This window comes from Phocaeicola sp. GP0067 (genome assembly GCF_031119655.1).
Lineage (GTDB): Bacteria > Bacteroidota > Bacteroidia > Bacteroidales > Bacteroidaceae > Phocaeicola > Phocaeicola vulgatus.
Window position 1 is genome coordinate 1 of the sequence record NZ_JAVHZY010000026.1, and the last position, 13,524, is coordinate 13,524.

The 13,524-nt window shown below is 44.2% G+C and carries 11 protein-coding genes and 1 pseudogene; 9 read left to right on the top strand and 3 right to left on the bottom strand.

Annotated features, from left to right (window positions below):
- From RE317_RS16745 to RE317_RS16775, 7 genes are all read left to right on the top strand, one after another.
- A partial coding sequence (locus tag RE317_RS16745) for an Mfa1 family fimbria major subunit (protein WP_303266260.1) occupies nucleotides 1–863 on the top strand: 863 nt, incomplete at its 5' end.
- Between the two features lie 145 nt (nucleotides 864–1,008).
- A complete protein-coding gene (locus RE317_RS16750) occupies nucleotides 1,009–1,977 on the top strand; it encodes a FimB/Mfa2 family fimbrial subunit (protein ID WP_008671000.1) in 969 nt (322 codons plus the stop codon).
- Between the two features lie 81 nt (nucleotides 1,978–2,058).
- Nucleotides 2,059–3,312 (top strand): hypothetical protein, encoded by a 1,254-nt coding sequence (locus RE317_RS16755; protein ID WP_008671001.1) that lies wholly within the window; start codon nucleotides 2,059–2,061, stop codon nucleotides 3,310–3,312.
- A 71-nt stretch (nucleotides 3,313–3,383) separates the two neighbouring features.
- Nucleotides 3,384–6,506 carry a hypothetical protein gene (locus RE317_RS16760; RefSeq protein WP_303266259.1) on the top strand — a complete coding sequence of 1,041 codons (3,123 nt, stop codon included), beginning with the start codon at nucleotides 3,384–3,386 and terminating at the stop codon, nucleotides 6,504–6,506.
- 399 nt (nucleotides 6,507–6,905) lie between these two features.
- Nucleotides 6,906–7,754: an AraC family transcriptional regulator gene (locus RE317_RS16765; RefSeq protein ID WP_008671003.1), complete on the top strand. Its 849-nt coding sequence runs from the start codon at nucleotides 6,906–6,908 to the stop codon at nucleotides 7,752–7,754.
- 35 nt (nucleotides 7,755–7,789) lie between these two features.
- A complete protein-coding gene (locus RE317_RS16770) occupies nucleotides 7,790–8,449 on the top strand; it encodes a hypothetical protein (RefSeq protein ID WP_008781937.1) in 660 nt (219 codons plus the stop codon).
- Between the two features lie 142 nt (nucleotides 8,450–8,591).
- The gene (locus tag RE317_RS16775; protein ID WP_005848666.1) at nucleotides 8,592–9,728 is read left to right on the top strand and encodes an OmpA family protein; all 1,137 of its coding nucleotides are present in this window, start codon (nucleotides 8,592–8,594) and stop codon (nucleotides 9,726–9,728) included.
- Nucleotides 9,729–9,983: 255 nt separating this feature from the next.
- Here the strand turns inward: RE317_RS16775 and tnpB are convergent.
- The 3 genes and pseudogenes from tnpB to RE317_RS16790 all read right to left on the bottom strand — a co-directional run bounded on the left by tnpB (nucleotide 9,984) and on the right by RE317_RS16790 (nucleotide 12,725).
- Nucleotides 9,984–10,320: pseudogene (tnpB, locus tag RE317_RS16780) on the bottom strand (IS66 family insertion sequence element accessory protein TnpB).
- Nucleotides 10,308–10,712, bottom strand: coding sequence for a hypothetical protein (locus tag RE317_RS16785; protein WP_005848661.1), 405 nt, complete (start codon nucleotides 10,710–10,712; stop codon nucleotides 10,308–10,310). Before RE317_RS16785 ends, tnpB begins: the two are co-directional and overlap by 13 nt.
- A gap of 201 nt (nucleotides 10,713–10,913) precedes the next feature.
- Nucleotides 10,914–12,725, bottom strand: coding sequence for a DNA polymerase III subunit gamma/tau (locus RE317_RS16790; protein ID WP_008671006.1), 1,812 nt, complete (start codon nucleotides 12,723–12,725; stop codon nucleotides 10,914–10,916).
- Nucleotides 12,726–12,843: 118 nt separating this feature from the next.
- On the opposite strand from RE317_RS16790, the gene RE317_RS16795 reads away from it, so the two are divergent.
- Together RE317_RS16795 and RE317_RS16800 are read left to right on the top strand one after the other, a co-directional pair.
- On the top strand, nucleotides 12,844–13,140 hold the full coding sequence (locus RE317_RS16795; RefSeq protein WP_005846067.1) for a septum formation initiator family protein: 297 nt from the start codon (nucleotides 12,844–12,846) through the stop codon (nucleotides 13,138–13,140).
- A 23-nt stretch (nucleotides 13,141–13,163) separates the two neighbouring features.
- Complete coding sequence (locus RE317_RS16800) at nucleotides 13,164–13,481, top strand: hypothetical protein (RefSeq protein WP_005846069.1); 318 nt, start codon at nucleotides 13,164–13,166, stop codon at nucleotides 13,479–13,481.
- The last annotated feature ends 43 nt before the right edge of the window (nucleotides 13,482–13,524 follow it).

Genomic DNA, 13,524 nt, shown 5'->3' on the forward strand with positions numbered 1-13,524 from the left:
TCACGTATACTGCCATCAACGGTGCCGCAAAGACATATCTTTTCCGTAACCATGCGGGAAAGCGTACAATTGGAGATACCGACGGTCTTTACGAGGCCTTTGCATCAGCCATTGATGGATATACCGATTTTGAGGCGGCCAAAGAACCGGAAGGTTCAGCTAAGGATTATTTGATCCGTCTAGGGAATCTCTTGCCGGAAGAGACTTCAACAGCGAAAGATCTTGGCATGTATGCAGCTAAAAACGTTGCAGAAAATGTTAATATCGCTAAAAATGTAGCAGGTATTTATTTTTTTGAAAATTCTGTAAAAAAGGAAGCACTTACAGCTGAAAATAAAAATTACGGTTACTATCGTCTACCTTATGCCAAGGTTTATGCAACTTATATCCCTAATGAAGTATGGGAGCTTGATAATGATGGAAAAACATTGGTTAAAATGAATAACTATACAAAAGGAACAACATTCTATCGGGGAGAAGGTGATGGACTTATCTATGCCAGCAAGGAAGCCGCGCAGAAAAGTCAGTTGAGCCCAAATCAAAAAGCTTATACCTATACGAACGGAAAATGTGCATACCGTGCGTTGTGGAACCGTCAGACTGTTACAGCTGATGGAAAATCGATTGTGAACGCTGACACACGCCGTAACAACACCTATCTGTTGACAATCAAGGCTTTCCAAGGATTGGGTATGCCATGGGATCCTTCCGATCCCAAAGACCCATATCTGCCGAAACCGACAGATCCTACTGAACCGACAAATCCTGAAAATCCGGATATCGAGAAAGAAGAAACCTATATGCGTGTCGAGGCTAAAGTGCTCCAATGGAACCTCGTTTCACGTGATGTCGTTCTAGAGTAATTTTAGTATTAGATTGCTGATAAATTCAGCCTATAATTTCTTACATAGCTGTAGAGAGGGAAGAGGAATTTTTTCCTCTTCTTTCTCCAATCAACAAACAGTTTGGTTTCAAACTGTTAAATAACCCCAACATAAACTATATCAAATGAGAATCAGAAGTGTACATTACATCGCATTTATCATGTTGCTGGTTTACTGTCTTATAGGATGTAATTCTGCGGTATTTGATGACTTGGGTAGTTGTCCGCAAGGTGTTTATTTCCAGTTCTATAGACAGACCCCTTGCGAACAATTTCCTGGCTATCCGTCAGATATCAGAGAAGTCCGGGTATTTGTCTTTGATGATGAAGATCTGCTGGTGGGCGAATTTTCTGACAAGAAGGCAGTCCTTTCGGCAGATTATTCTTTGTCCGCCACATTGCGGTATACGGGGAAACTCACGTTTGTTGCATGGGGTGGCAGTGACCTGGAGGCCTATGATTTTTCAGATTTTCGGGAAGGCGTTACTACCAGACAGGAAATGCAAGTGTCACTGCGGTTGAAAAACGGACGGATTTCCTCAGCCCCCGGGCCTTTGTATGTCGGTCTCGCCTCCATATCACTGGAGAACCGGAAGAATATGGGAAGCGTGTATGAACGGGTGGCTTTCAATATGCAGGAATTGACATACCGGGTACACTTCACAATCAGTTCCATAGGTTCCCCTTTCCCCATAGACGAGGAATTCGTCATCAGGATAGAAGATGACAACGGTGTGTATGATTTCAATGGCCGGATCGCCCTTTGCGAACGTTTTGAATACGCGACCGAAGCCGTACGTGACGCTGAAGGGGCATTGAAAGCGGATTTCACGCTGATGAAACTGGAAGAGGGAAGAAATGCATTCGTATCTCTGATTGACAAGACAACCGGGGAGATTCTTTATACCGCTAATCTGGTTGATGACATCCTCATGTTCCGGGGAGATGCGGGCGAACCGCCGTATAGTCTGGAATGTGACCATGATTTTCCCATAACCTTGAAACTCAAGTACGAAAAGGAAACATGGATGCTGATACAAGCGACTGTTCTGGATTGGAATGTCGTTTCCCGCCCCATAGAATTGGAAAACTGATATCATGTCAGGCTAGTTTAAAATAAATGATTCGTGTAATATTAGAAAGGAATTGAGATTATTAACAAAAAACGATAGACAATGAAATACGGAACTGTGATAAGGTTGTTGACGGTGGCTTGCTTGGCGATTGTACAGTTGACCGGATGCTCGTCTGATGTGGAAGAGATGGAAGAGGCCGCTCCGGGTATTCCTATCCGGATCGTGGCGGAAATGAATAGAGGGGGAGGTACTTCCCGGATGGTAGGAGTTCCTGCACGTTTATCCGGAGAATGGAAAGAGAACTATATCGGTGCAGAGGAATATGAGAAAACTGTCAAACATGTTCTCCTCTTCGCTTACAGGAATACCGGGAACTCTCCGGAAAAAGTCCTTTTCTATTATCCCCAGGGAACGGTCAATCCGCTGGCAGGTATAACCGGCATTGACCATTTCGAGATGAAAGAGATAAGTGGAATAAATGTGGGGGACTCCAATATAGCCTTGGATCTGGAACTGATGGGTGGCAATTATAATTTTGTCTTACTGGTCAATTGTGAATCCGGACTGAAAAAGATCCGGGAGGAACATATGATTCCTGATCCGAAACTGCTGATGGAGAAAACCGAAATTTTCACATCTGACGATCTGAAAGGAGAAAACCGAAAGTATCTTCCCATGGTGGGCCAATGCAACTTCCGCGTTCCGGACAACATGGACGGCGATAATAGGATAACTCTTTCTCCCAGCATACTTTTGGAACGTACGCATGCCCGTGTTGAGTTTATCTTTACAACGGTTGATGACGGGGGAAACTATCTGTCTCCTTTGTTACCGCTTTCCAAAGTGACGAAACTCTCTCTGAATAATGAGGTCAGCGGTTATTCTGTCCTGCCTTCTGCCGGGGAATATACGGCAACTGGTGGGGGTAATCCGGATATCAGGGGAGTAGACTACGTGGGAGATCCCCTGTTATTGCCGGAAAGAGCCAGTTTCCATGAAGGTGCCAACGAGGGGGCCGGAGAATCCGCTTTTGTGACCAAATGCAAAGAAAGACTGCTTCCATATACGGGTATGACACCTAACTACATCTATGTAGCTCCGGGAGTCTACGGGGAAGGGAAAGAGGGGGCGATGGCCTTGGTCTTATCCGTCGATTATCGGATGGGAACCCCCGATAAGGTATATAGGATCGAGCTTTATAATCCGGATCTTGATCAAAGTGATAAAGATTATTACAATATTCGTCGTAATACTATTTACCGTGTCTTCGCCACACTGAAAGGACCCGGAAATATGGAATATGACATAGTTGTGGACGAATGGGAGGATACGGAGGTGGCTATCCCTTGGTAACTAAGGTATGGTCAGTCATGCCATCACGAAGAAAAACAGTTTAAAGAACTGGAAAGACACGGGAGGAAGTCATGCAACTTTTCACTTTCTCTATGCCGGACAAGGGGGTATGGAAAGATGGGGAGTTGCCGATGTGGGGTGTTTCGGACCCGGTCAGGGTGGAACACAGTGCCGGTGCCGTTCCCAAACTTGGAACTGTCTATCTGGTCCGTGCCGTAGCACGTGTGGACGTGGGGCTTAACTTGAGCAACACGTCGGAAGGGGCTTCTACATTCGACGAGAAAGCCGGGGGGATTGAAGGAATAACGCTGACTAAAGTATTTTTTTATAATACCAATACGACGGGACGGGTCTCTCCGTTCGAGAACGGGATTTACTGGGATGAGGCCAATAGAAAGGCGAAACAGCCTTCTATTCCTGATCCGGCTCCGGCTGTGACAGGAAAGATTGATAGAACATCTTCCATAGTGGATGAGAAAATCTTGTTACGTGAGGTATATGTTCCGGAGGCGGTCAATGTGCCGACGGCTGCCACGCAAGGAGGCAACGGAGAGACTCTTCCGGAGAATAATACGGAAAATTACTTGAAACGTCCTTATATCGTTGTCGGACTGACCGGTGCAGATAAAAGCCGTCCTGACAAGGAAACTTTCTTCCGGATAGACTACCTGAAACGTACTGGAGCCGAGGCTGATGCGACATACGAGTACCTTCCCTTGCTGCGTAACCACCGTTATCTGGTGAATATCAAGGCTGTAGGTGGTCCGGGATTCGATACGGAAGAGGATGCTAGGAAAGGACCGGCCGCCAACATCATGTACAATGTTGTAGTATGGAACGAGTCCACTATGTCTGATGTATTGTATGACGGGCAATATATGCTGGGGGTCAGTGCCGATCATTTCACTTTTTATAGGGAGGGAGGTAGCCTGACGGCAAAAGTGCAGACTTCCTGGCCGGAAGGATTTACGGTAGAGGGACTGCCTGCATGGATCAGTTATTCTATAATACCTTCGGATCCGGATAAGACCGCACCGACGGATGAGAAAACCGTGACCTTTACGGTCACAGAGCATGTGGATGCATCCCGAATGTGGCCGGAAAAGCCGGAAGATGCTCAGAATGCGTTGAAAGCCGCTTATGTGAAGGCGGGGCGTATGAAATGGTTCCTTGGTTTTGAGCAGTCTAAGGATATTAATGTCACTTTACAGATTTTTGCGGACGAGGCCTGCAGTCGGCCGCTGGAGTTTATTGAGGTCAATCAGTATGGCGAGAGCTATGGGCAGGCGGGCAAAGTGGTAACGAAAGACGGGCGGACGCTTACGGCGGAAGAGGCAGGTGCCAGGGTTACTTTCTATGTAAAGACAGAACCGCATGATTTGGAACCCGTATTCCATGCTGAAGCCGCCAATCCGTTTAAGATAGAGAAAGCGGGTCAACTTGCCGGGGGAATATGGAAGTATACGGTGACAGCTCCCGACATTACAGGAAATACGGAGTATTTCGATAATTTCAATACCACTTATACTTTCACCGTCACACATGTGGAAACCGGTAGAAGTGCGTCGGGGAAACTCAGCCTCTTGCAGAAAGAATATAATGCTATCCCTTTTTTTGACAAATTCCTGCATCAGTCATTGCTGGTATCCAATAACAGTATTTATCTGATGGATGGCAAACAGAAGCAATATTATGTCAAAGCCAACAGCGAATACAAAATTGAGTTGGTTTCGGCTTTGTCTGACAACAATGCTGGTAATGTGATAGAGGACTTTACGCTTTTCTATGAGAAGGATCCTTCCCTTTCGGGAAAACCTGTGCCTTTCATAGCTGTTGACGATATGGCGTCTCCCCATCTTTACTCCGGTAAGGCGAAATTCAAGATTTATTCCCCTGATGGTCTTTTTCCGGAAAGAGAATTTGAGTTGGAGCTGGTTTCCGGAATTGTGCAGCCTGAAGCGAATACATATATGCTTAAAGCGGGAGCAAAGCAAGGGATCTTTATTCCTGTTTCCCGGGTAAATACTGCCTATGAGTATTACAAAAAGCTTCTGGACCATGACGCTGTTTTGAGTGGTAAGCAGGGACTTCCCGGTAGCAAAGAGGATTTTATGTTGAATAAGTTGGATGCAGATGATGATTGGAGAGTCAATATCGTGTGGACGGACATTAAAGAGGCTGGCGGACATAATGATATAGAAAAAGCGGGACTCAGTGAATTGTCCGAACAGGGAGGTTCCGGTCTAGGATCATATATTTATGTCAAGCCAGGGCAGACTCCGGGAAATGTGTTGATAGAAATTAAATCTGGAAAGATCAAGGGGAATCCGACACTCTGGTCCTGGCATATCTGGATTGTTGACAACTATCCGACAGTCTTGGATGTTGCGAGTCAGGGAGGTGATGGTCCGAAAACGGTTCATTTGATGTCGCATCTGTTGGGAGCGTACGAAAGGGTCCAATCACAGTATAGTGCAGATGCATATAGGGAATTTGGTATGCAATATCAATGGGGCAGAAAAGACCCGTTTCCGGCACATGATGTTCGTGTCAATAAAAACTTTTATGACGGCAGCGGCAAGCTATTTGATTTCCTTTGGGAACAGAGAGGAAATGATGTGGATTATGGAAAAACAGATGCTCAGCAGGCGAGAGGGGCTGCTCTTACGATGAAACAGAGTATCGAACATCCAAATGCCATCGTCTCTCATCAAAGTTTCTGGCTGTATGAATGTTTCCCACATGGGCTGGTTAACAATTTCAAGGACCGCTGGGTATTCCTGTATCCATGGAATAAACCTTCTGCGGGGAATCCGGAGGATGTAGGCGGGAAAACCGTATTTGACCCTTCTCCTTACGGATTCCGGATTATGTCACAAAAAGAGGCTGTAACTTTAAGGTTTGCATATTATTATGCAAGTTATTCCGGTCTTAACACACCGCTGCCTGGAAGTATTTATGATGGTTCTTTTTTACATAATGCTACGGGAGGTAATGAAGCCATTTTTGCCGTGGCACAAGCCAGAAGCGATACTCACGCAGGGCGTTATCTGCTTAATTCTACTGGAGGTCCTGCCGGTTGGGCGCCTACTTCTAATACAAGCGCTGTTTACAGGCGTTGCATGACCTATTCCGTACGTCCGGTCATTGACCCGGATGTGCAGGAAGACTACAAAAAGTATTTGCCGGAATAAGTCATACTCCGTGTGAGCTTTTGCTTGCACGGAGTAAAAAATCTTGTTGTATTTTTCTGCAGCGTATCATATTCAGGTGTCTTTTTATAGTCATATATTCACGAAATAAATATTGTGAGAACTTTGTTTCATATCACTTTTACACGAGCATTTGGTAACTCAGAGATATATCTTATGAATGCTGTTTTAGGAGTCGGTATATTATCGGATGGTAGTCAGTCATAAAAATGCATGGTCTTATAACCTCCAAAACTCTTTATGTTCCAATGACCTATCAAAGACCGATTGATTGACCAGTATATGTTTTGTGTATTTAATTTGTCTGTTTTAGTTGAGAAATTGTCTGTTTTCACAAAAACAGCTGTGTCTTGATTTTTGTTGTAATAAAAAATAAGAAACATGAAATTACTATATCTGAATGAACATTTATCCTGTCTGAATTACCAGATGAATTCGGATGTAGGATTTACTTGTCAGCAACTGGAGAAGGATGAGGTATACCGGATTGATAATAGCAAGTCGTCGTGTACTCTTTTTATAATTGAAGGTGATGTGATTTTTGATCTGGGTAAATATAAAGGTTTACGAATTTTACAGAACCAGATGGTGTTCATTCCACAAAACATAGGAACTCGGATGAAGTCTATAACCGGTTCGAAATGTATGCTTTTATTTTGGGACAGGAACATGAGTGTATGTGACAAATTGTTTTTGGGCTCGTTGTCTGTCAGGGGGGAGGACCGAACGGCTGATAATTTTATTCTTCCCGTCAGGAAGCCTCTTGCTGAAGTGCTGGATTCTGTCGGAATGTATTTGGAGGCAAGGTTACTTTGTAAACATATGCATTTGTTGAAGCAGCAGGAACTGCTTTTGGTGTTGAAGGGCTTTTATACAAAGAAAGAACTGACAGCGTTCTTTTCCGCATCGACCGGCATCAGACAACGTTTTGAGAAATTTGTCATGGAAAACTATAAGAAAGTGAACTCTGTCAAGGAATTCGCTGATTTATACTATGTTTCCGAACGCTCCTTCAGCCGGAAGTTCCACTCCTGTTTCGGGGAAAGTCCTTATAAATGGATGCAGAAAAAAAGGGCGGAACAAATGTTGGAAATGATTTGTGATCCGGAACTATCCTTTCAGGAAATATCCGGCAGGTTAGGTTTCAGTTCACCTTCCCATTTTACGGCATATTGCCGCAGAATGTACGGGATGTCCCCCACTCAGTTGAGAGAAAAAAATAAGAAATAAACGGATTTTTATAATTGCATTTTAACGGAGAAACTATGAAATATTTAAATACCGGTCTGGTCTGTGAGCAGTCAGGGTTTTCCTGTGTGGAGTTGCCGAAGATCTGTATACCAGTCTACAGAGAGGTTATCAAGGAAATGGCAGAAGTGATAAAGGACTCTCAGATGCGGGATGTTTTTTACTCTCTTTCTACCGGGATAGATATACTGGCAGTTTCCAAGAAAACAGGTGTTACCCCTAGGAATCTGGCATATATGTATAAAAAAGCGAGCAGGCAGGTTCGTTTGGAATGGAAATCTTATTCTGAATGGAAACAAGAGTTGGACCGTGTATATATCAGATGCCGGAATTATGCGGCACTCCTGACACATTCCCAAGAGTGTGGCGGACAGAATTTCAAGAATGTAGTGATAGTCGTAAGGGAACAGGATATTCCGTCGGAATGTGTAGACTTGTTAGTTACACCTTTAGGAAATTTGGATATAAATTTCAGGGTGTTACGTGCGCTTAGAAAATACAATATCTATCAGCTTGAGGATCTTTTACGCTTTATAAAATATAACGGATTTGATGCGCTGTGCCGAATACCCGGTATGGGAATGAAATCTGTTGAGCAGTTGTATCATACTTTAAAAGAGAGGAATATTTTGGAAAATAAGGAAACTTGTATCCTGTTCCGCTACCTTTTTGTGTAAAATACATAAAGAATGCAGGAACTGCATTCAGACATTTGCAATGACTATGGATATGATTGATGTCTTGTCTTTATTTTTGAAACGAATAGATATACTGATAAAATGGGATAATTCCCCTATGTTTAATTAAAAACTGGAATTGATGAAAAAAAACATCTTGATTTTATGTATGCTTGGAGCATCTGCCCTGACTGCAAATGGACAGACCTTATTGAAAGGGACAAAGTTTACGGACAACTGGTCTTTCGGAATCAATGGTGGAGTGACCACTCCGATGACACACAGCGCTTTTTGGAAGAACTCCCGCCCTGCCGTGGGTATTGAATTATCAAAACGGATAACACCGGTTCTGAGTCTGGGGACTTCAGTCATGGGACATATCAATACAAGCAGTAGTAAAACGGCTTTTGATGCTTCGAATGTTGAACTTTTAAGCAAGTTCAATATGATGAATCTTTTCGCTGGTTATCCTGGAACCCCCCGGACATTTGAAATGGAAGCTGTAGTTGGAGTAGGCTGGCTTCATGGCTACGTCAATGGTACGGGGGATGATAATTCCTGGGGTACACGGTTGGGAGTGAACTTCAACTTTAATATAGGGAAGGAAAAAGCGTGGGCAATCAGTCTGAAACCATCATTGGTATATGATATGGAAGGTGACTTTAATCGGCACAAGAGTCGTTTCAATGCCAATAATGCACGTGTTGAACTGCTCGCAGGGATTGTTTATTATATAAAGGGAAGTTCCGGCAGGCACCATGCAACTCTCGTAAAGGAATATAATCAGACAGAGGTGGACAACCTGAATACAAGTGTAAACAGACTGCGCGACCAACTTTTGGACAGCCGGAAACAAACAGAGGAAGCAATTGGCCGTGCGGGCATGCTCCAGAAGCAGCTGGCTGAATGTCAGAGCAAGAAACCGGTCATTGAAACTGTTATTGAAAAAGCCAAGACACTAGAGTCTATTGTAACTTTCCGCCAGGGTAGTTCCAAGGTTGACGTTTCACAACTCCCCAATGTGGAACGGATTGCCTCCTATATGAACAGGCATCCTGAATCCAAGGTTGTGATCAAAGGATACTCTTCACCGGAAGGAAGTATTGAGGTGAACGAAAGAATAGCTTGTGCCCGTGCGGAGTCGGTTAAATCCATTCTTATGAAGAAATACCGGATAGCCGCCTCACGCATTACTGCGGAAGGACAAGGCATAGGGGATATGTTCTCTGAACCTGACTGGAACAGGGTCAGTATCTGTACCTTGCAGGAAAATAAATAGTATCCGGTACTATGAGTTCTCGTAATCCACATAGTATATCTGCAAGGTGCATGAGCATTAGAGATTGTATATAAATCATGGATTGCAATGCAGATTATAGTCGGTCTGAAATGTAAGGAGGTGTCTGAAAAAGGATGCCTTCTTTCTTTGTTGTGCCATTTGTTTATTATCTATTTTTTGTTTCTTAATCAACGGGATAGCCATGAAAATCGGACAATATTTGTGATGTAAATTATTAAGGGACAACCGATTCTATCATATTTTAAAGCGTTTTCGCAGCCGTACACTCCTTTAGGATAAGAGACAAAATCTGATAGGAAACCTCGTAATTGCCTGTATCGGGGTTGAATGTCGGCAGCTCAAAACTTCCACCTTTGAGACGCTTGTAGTAAAGAAGAAAGCCGTCACCGTTCCCACGCAGTATTTTTACACCCTATCGGTTCTTGCCAAAGAACAAAAAGACATCTCCTGATATGGGAAACAAATCTTTCATCTCTGAGCGTATGATTTTGAATAAACCGTCAATGCCAAGGTTCATACGAACAAAGCCCTGGTACAGATAGTAGCGATTGGCTGATGTTAGAGAATACATGGATCTCCCTCCTTTCTTTCGTAATCGCGTAACATTTTAATAATACCTCCGGGAGTGGCCCGTTTGACCGAAATGGTCGTTCCACTGTTAAAGGTGATTGTGATCCCGGAAAGACTAAACTCTTCTTCCGACAACATGACGGGGGCTATTTGAGTGAATGAAGGAGAGGAAGTTGTCGGTCGGGAGGGTCCAACGCCGCCATAATAATCACGGACCACATCTGCCTTGGCTTGTTTAACGCTATAACCCCGTCTGGACATCCAGGAACTCATACTTCCAAAAGTGGTATGCTGATCGCGGCAAACATCGGCTAAAGAACAATTGTAGTCTACTTTCAATACTTCAAGGAAATGTTTCCAAGTTTTTCCAAATCGATTTTCTGCTAAATCCATAATGATTCATTTTTATACATGGCAAAAATATAAGAATGAAAAAAGGGCGACAAGATAGAATCGCGGAAACGCTTACGCTCAATGAATCATTTATGAAGGATCCCTTTCAAAATCCTTCACGACAACACATTGAAAAACAATGTATTGTGTAAATATGAAGGATTTGAAGGATTTCCCGGTGTTTTTTTATTTTAATAGGTTTTATGATAACTCCAATCCCAGTGCTTCTTTTAATTTCAGCAGATTCGGGTTTTTCTTGCTCATCATCTGGAAACGTTCCACGTGGCTGTAAGCACGGATGTTCTCGGTAGGGGCACTGACACGTACCGTCATGGTGATTTTCCGGTTGTGCAGACGTTCGCGTAAGTGATTCTGAACCGATGGTATTAATTGTACCATATATTTTTCCACCATATCATTGTCTACTGTCACTTCAAAAGTCGTGTCATTCAACAAATGCGGATGCATGTTCATCATTCGTGCGGAGTTAGCCTTCTCTTCTTTGGGCAGGGCGGCTGCAAATTCACGCCAGTAATAGTCCAGATCTTTTTCATTGAAAATATAATCTTCGTATGTGGCATCGTTTTGGACAGCGGTGCTTGCCGCTTTTGCTTCTTGCTTCTCCGCGGCTTGCTGTTCGTGCAAAGGACGGCGCAGGGATATACCGAGTGAGCCCGCCTTGAACACCGGGATTTTTTTCTCTTCTCTGGTCTGAGGCAGCGGGCTTGGACGGCTTGCGTTCATACTGCCGGCTGTACTTGTACCCTGTGGCTGAGGAGCGGAGGTTGCTGCGGTCTGTGCAGCGGCAGTTTTAGCCTGAGGCTGTGGCTGCGTGGCGGCTGTGGAAGCCGCTTGCTGCGTAAATAGGGGTTTTAATATCTTCTTAGGGCCACGCCCACCACTTGCATCGTCGGCATCGGGCAGAGTGAGTTGGGCGCATTGAATCAGTGTCAGTTCTACCAGCAGACGTTTGTTTTTGCTTGCACGATAGTTCAGGTCACAATCATTGCATAGCTTCATGGCACGGTACAGGAATTTCTGGTCACATTTTTGTGCTTGTTCTTTATAGCGGTCGCGGATACCGGCGCCTACTTCCAGCAATTGCAGGGTGGAAGGGTCCTTGCTCACCAGCAAATCCCGGAAATGAGAGGATAGTCCGGTGATGAAATGACTGCCGTCAAATCCTTTTTTCAATACGTCGTTAAAAAGCAGCATGGATTCGGGAACTTTGTTTTCAAGCAACAAATCGGTCAGCTTGAAATAATATTCGTAATCCAAGACATTCAGGTTTTCAATCACACTTTTGTAAGTGATGTTCCCACCTGTGAAGCTGACTACCTGGTCGAAGATGGAAAGAGCGTCGCGCATACCACCGTCGGCTTTCTGTGCGATGACAGTCAGGGCTTCGGGTTCGGCGTTGATATGTTCCAGTTTGGCAACGTATTGCAGATGGTCGATAGTGTCTTTGATGCCGATGCGGTTGAAGTCATAAATCTGGCAACGGCTCAGAATAGTCGGCAGTATCTTATGCTTTTCCGTTGTGGCAAGGATGAAGATGGCATGATGAGGCGGTTCTTCCAATGTTTTCAGAAAAGCATTGAAGGCGGCTTGCGACAACATATGGACCTCATCAATGATATATACCTTGTACTTGCCGATTTGTGGCGGGATACGTACCTGCTCAATCAGCGAACGGATATCTTCTACCGAGTTGTTGCTGGCGGCATCCAGCTCATGTATGTTGTAAGAACGCTGTTCGTTGAATGCCAGACAAGACTCACACTGATTGCAGGCTTCTCCTTCGGCAGTGGGGGTCTGGCAGTTGATGGTCTTGGCAAAGATACGTGCACACGTTGTTTTTCCCACTCCACGCGGTCCGCAGAACAGGTAGGCATGTGCCAGCTTGCCGGTGGCAATAGCATTTTTTAAGGTGATGGTCAACGCGTGTTGCCCTACAACCGATTCGAATGTAGCGGGACGGTATTTTCGTGCCGATACGATATAATTTTCCATAAGCGGAGTTCTTTTTTCTAATATGAGTTCTGCAAAAGTACATAAATTATCCGTTTTTATGGGTAGGATTGCTTGAAATATTTCTATCTTTGCAAAAATCAAAAAAGGGATTCTTTGTATGAGCAAATTGCTGACTATTTGGAACTACATCCGGCGCCATAAGTATATGATTACGGTGCTGATCTTTATTGTAGTTATTGGTTTTCTGGATGAGAACAGCTTGATTCAGCGGGTAAAGCATCGCAGTGAGATCAGCGCGCTGAATAGTGAGATAGAGAAATATAGAAAGCAATATGAGGAAGATACGGAGAAACTGAAGGAACTGACCACGAATCCTGAGGCTTTGGAGAAAATAGCACGCGAGAAGTATTTGATGAAGAAGCCTGACGAGGATATTTTTGTGTTTGAAGAATGAGTAAATCTTATAATATAATTTCGATGGCAGGGGCAGTCCTGCTGCTGGCAGGTGCGGTGTTGCAAATCACCCGGTGGGAGCTTGCGCCTTATCTGTATACGCTGGGTGCTGTGATGTTCGGCTATGTGCAGGTCATGGGGAATCGTTATGATGGAAGGAATTTTATCATCAAGCGTTTGCGTAGACAGCAGATTTTCGGGGCTGTCGCACTGGTCTTTACAGGAGTATTGATGTTTACCATGAAACGTAACGAATGGATTGTTTGTCTTTCCATTGCCGCTGTCCTGGAACTTTATACGGCTTTCCGTATTCCGCAGGAGTTGGAGAAGGAAAAACGTTAAGAAACCAGTGTCATTTCTTGTCCGCGTTTATAGAGGCTTGTCT

Bases quoted from the DNA above. Each gene is read 5' to 3' on its own strand.
- RE317_RS16750 (WP_008671000.1), top strand. From the start codon at position 1,009: ATGAGAATCAGAAGTGTACATTACATCGCATTTATCATGTTGCTGGTT.
- RE317_RS16755 (WP_008671001.1), top strand. From the start codon at position 2,059: ATGAAATACGGAACTGTGATAAGGTTGTTGACGGTGGCTTGCTTGGCG.
- RE317_RS16760 (WP_303266259.1), top strand. From the start codon at position 3,384: ATGCAACTTTTCACTTTCTCTATGCCGGACAAGGGGGTATGGAAAGAT.
- RE317_RS16765 (WP_008671003.1), top strand. From the start codon at position 6,906: ATGAAATTACTATATCTGAATGAACATTTATCCTGTCTGAATTACCAG.
- RE317_RS16770 (WP_008781937.1), top strand. From the start codon at position 7,790: ATGAAATATTTAAATACCGGTCTGGTCTGTGAGCAGTCAGGGTTTTCC.
- RE317_RS16775 (WP_005848666.1), top strand. From the start codon at position 8,592: ATGAAAAAAAACATCTTGATTTTATGTATGCTTGGAGCATCTGCCCTG.
- RE317_RS16785 (WP_005848661.1), bottom strand. From the start codon at position 10,712: ATGGATTTAGCAGAAAATCGATTTGGAAAAACTTGGAAACATTTCCTT.
- RE317_RS16790 (WP_008671006.1), bottom strand. From the start codon at position 12,725: ATGGAAAATTATATCGTATCGGCACGAAAATACCGTCCCGCTACATTC.
- RE317_RS16795 (WP_005846067.1), top strand. From the start codon at position 12,844: ATGAGCAAATTGCTGACTATTTGGAACTACATCCGGCGCCATAAGTAT.
- RE317_RS16800 (WP_005846069.1), top strand. From the start codon at position 13,164: ATGGCAGGGGCAGTCCTGCTGCTGGCAGGTGCGGTGTTGCAAATCACC.